The following is a 3,864-nucleotide window of genomic DNA, read 5'->3' as shown; positions in this document are numbered from 1 at the left end:
TGAACCTGCAAGCCCATGCCTCAGTTCTCCGGCAGATAGCCCAACATCACGCGCTCCGAGGGCCCGACGTCTCTCAGCAGCAGCACCACCGACGGCCCGCGAAAGACCGGCCGTTTCGTCACGATGCCCTCGAACTCCGGGCCGAGCACGACGATCTCCCACGGGCGCGGTTTCCCCGTCGTCTCCCTGGCGTATATCCTGACGCGCCCGCGCTCGACGACGCGCTCGATGCGCATTGGCTGCGTGAACGCCTCCTCCAACGCGAAGATGCTCTCCAGCGAGTCGAGATTCCCCGGCCCGCCTTGAAACCACAGCACTTGCGTCCGCGCGCGATCGCCGGCATCCGGCGTCGGCCGCTCCGGATGGACGACCACCATGTGCGCGTAGTAGCCGCCGAAATCGCAGGTCACCGCCGAATCGAAGCGACCGCGGAAGATCCACCCGCACGGCGGGTTCTCGGCGCCGTTCGTCCCGTCGCGCTGCGCCAGGACGAGATTGCGCGTCATGTGCGGCATCACGTAGCGGCACTTCCCGCGGTACTTCAGGAAGATCCCGTTGACCGGGTCGCTGCCGCGCAGCGTCTCCGCCGGGCCGCTGCCGTAGCTGATCGCGAACGGCGTTTCGTCGTCGTTCCACAGGCGCATGCCGTCGTAGAGGTAGCGGTCGCTCGCGATGGCGCACATGTTGATGCCGTCAACTTCGCCCCCGACCCCCGCGCGCCGCCTGATCACCTCGATATCGAACAGTATCACCTCTGGGAGGTCGGCGAAGAACACGTGCGTCACCGCGGCGTCATAGAAGTGATCCGACCGCACCTCGGTTGTGAACCCGCCCGCCGCCTGCCCGGACTGCACCACTTTCGCTTCCCACGGCAGTTGCGAGTGGACGTCGTGCCCTTCGAGGTAGCCGACCCACCGCAAATGCGGCCCGCCCCATACCTCGTGCGCATCCATCAGGCTGCGGCCGCGGATGCGGCTCTCACTGGTCAGGCAGGCGTTGCGCGTCGGCGAACCGTGGGCATCATATACCAGGCGCATATCGCTGCCGGCGATGACCAGCCGCCCCGGCTCGACCTCCTCAATCGTCACCACGCCCTCCCCGGCGGCCGGTGGCAGAGGATTCATGACAATACCGCAGCAACACAGCAGGCCCAGGCCCAACAGTCTGCACATGGTGGGTCTCTTCGAGGCGAGCCACATCCTTACCTGCGGACGCCGATCCCGGCGCTCTCGAGCTGTTCGACCGCCCTTGTGTGATCGGCCTGTTCATCATCCACCATCCGGCGCTCAGCGCTCGTAGCGCGCCGGATCCGGCACCGGTGTTTGGGCGGTGATGTCGAACGGCGCGGTCGTCACGCCCTCGAAGCGCCGCAGCCATCCCCCGAACTCCGGGTCGAGCCAGCCGAAGTTGTTGAACGGCTGGTACATCGGGTTTCCGTTCCCGTCAACGCACAGCAGATATCGCGCGAAGGCGGCGCGCCCGGCACGCAGGAAGCTGAGGTCCTCGGTGAGGTCATACGCCATGTGGAAGAGCAGCGCCATCTGCGTGTAGTACCACGCGCTCCGGCTGTAGCGGACGTAGAACAGGAAGCTCCCCAGGCCCTCCTCCTGCGGCAGCATGGATTCCGCGTACACGGAATCAGCGATGGCGACCACCATCCGTGCGGCCTCGGGGTCGCCAGTGAGCCGGTAGTACTCATAGATGTTGTGGGCGTACATGGAATCGAGTCCCGCCGATATGCACCGGTAGTTCTGGTATGTCGGCTGGATATAGGCCCCGCGCCGCCAGTCCACGACGCTCTCAGTCTGGAGCTTCAGGTCGAGATAGCGACCAGCAGCATCGCGGTACGCGCGTCTTCCAGTGGCCTGCCATGCCCTGAGCAGCGTCAGCATCGGCCTGGCTTGGCTGCGCGCTTCCACCGACCCCAGGCCCGCCCCGCTGCGGATGATGTAATCCGCATTGGCAACGGCGGCGTCGAGGCTGTCCGGATCGCCCGTCATCCAGTAATGCAGGATCAATGACTCGCCGATCTGGAAAGCCGGCCACTTCGCGAGTGCGTTGTGCACGGAGTGGTCGGAACCGAGGGCGATCGTCATGCCGTTCCACTCGCGCCACTCCTCGTCATCCGCGGGAATGTGCGCCGTATCCACGTCGGCGATGTGCCGCGCGATCTCGAACGAGCGCTCGAGCCAGCGCTGCCCCCCGGAGGCGAGGCCCCAGTTCAGCGCCCCTTGCACCAGCGCCCAATAGCCGTTACACCACTGTCCTTGGCTGCCGTACGGGATGTCGCCGAAGTTGCGAATGCCGACGTGACCGGTCACGCGGGCGTTTGATATATGGCCGTAGGCATTCGCCACCCAGCGCGCAATGCTCGGTTGGTTCTCGAACCACTGCGGGTCGAGAACATTGATCGCGCCGCTGCGGCAGAACCATTCGCCATCGAACAGGCGCGGCGGTTCGTCGGCGAGCACACCGAGTGCTTGCAGCGCATTGGCATCCGGCTCGTCCCGCGAAAACGTCAGCCACACGTCGTGTCGCTTGGCCTCGCCAAAGCGCGGCCGGTACGACGGCATCTCCTCGCTTGGCGTGAAGAGGCCGATGACCAACTCGCCGTCATCAACATGCAGCGACTTCGGGTGCTGCTGCCAGAAGCGCCACGTGGCGGCGTGCACCCACCCGCCCGCACTCGACGCGGCGATCCACCCCTGCGCGCGCCGGCCCTCGGCCAGAGACGCGCCGTCGGCGGTCGCGGCGAAGTGCTCGTGGGTGTCCTGGAGCAGCGATACGGCGCCGGCGTCGGACTCCAACGGATCGGCATCCACGATCCCGATGGTCGTCTTGCGCAGCGTCGCCTCGGGAAGGCTCGCGACTAATGCCAGGTCCGCCACCTCCAGGGGCGGGTCATCAAGCGCGCCCTGGTACGGCTCCGGCTTCAGGTCATTGAAGACGCGGAAGTTCGTCTGCACCGTGGGCAGCCCCGCGTAGGCGTACAGGCGAAACATGAAGCGCCCCACATGCCGCCCCGCGGCCTCCAAGTCCCCCGTCAGTTCAATGCGCGCCGCCACCGGCCCGCTGTCAACCACTTCGATGCGCCGCCACAACGCGTCAACCGGTGTCGCTGCGCCATTGACGAGCACCGACATGCGCGGTGCCAGGCCCCGCGCCGCAGGCTGCTCCTGCCGGTGCAGATAGACGGCGTCAACCAGCATCCCAGGATCTCCGCCGAGCTCGAGGCGGATCGCACCGGTGTCAACGACAACACGCCGGCTGCGGCGCGTGACCGTCAGCGGCGTGCCGGTCGCGGCGCCCAGGCGCTCGCCCACATCCAGTCGAAGCCGGTCGGCCGGAGCGGCACCGGCAGGCGCGATCGCATTCAGCAGCAGCCAGCGGATGCTCCGGTCGGGCCACCATCCCGTGACCTTCGTCTGCACGGGGACGTCCCGACCCGAGTGGTCGCGCAGACGCACGGCTTTCGCGTCGGTCAACATGCCCGGCGGGACAGGTATGCCACAGGTGATCGGGAAGCCCGGTGCAGGTATCGCCGCTGGCGTGACGAGCTGCAATCTGACCCGCGACGGCATCTGTTCGCTCGGCGGGGGGATGGGCCAGCGGGCGCGGTGGCGCGCGGACACGACGGCCTCGTGCGGCCGCTCGCCCGGCGGGGTCGCCTCCACAGCCGCCCGCTCGCCGACCGCAGCGTCCGCGAACCACAACGCCGTGTGAAAGCGCGGCTCCTCCTCTGTTGTGTCGTTACCCGGCGCGTACCACGTCCCGCCGATGAACCACACGTCCTTGTCATTGCGCTCCAGAGTGCTTACCTTGTCGAACGCGCGAAAGGTCAGCGTGAAGGCCTCGCCGGGCGTG

2 protein-coding genes are annotated in these 3,864 nt (G+C 67.2%); both read right to left on the bottom strand.

Annotated features, from left to right (window positions below; genetic code table 11):
* Nucleotides 1–20: 20 nt before the first annotated feature.
* Complete coding sequence (locus JSV65_11395; protein UCH33182.1) at nt 21–1,172, bottom strand: hypothetical protein; 1,152 nt, start codon at nt 1,170–1,172, stop codon at nt 21–23.
* A 114-nt stretch (nt 1,173–1,286) separates the two neighbouring features.
* A partial coding sequence (locus JSV65_11390) for a hypothetical protein (GenBank protein ID UCH33181.1) occupies nt 1,287–3,864 on the bottom strand: 2,578 nt, incomplete at its 5' end.

The sequence above is a fragment of the Armatimonadota bacterium genome, from assembly GCA_020354555.1.
Taxonomy (GTDB): Bacteria; Armatimonadota; Hebobacteria.
This window is presented reverse-complemented; position numbering and strand designations above follow the sequence as displayed.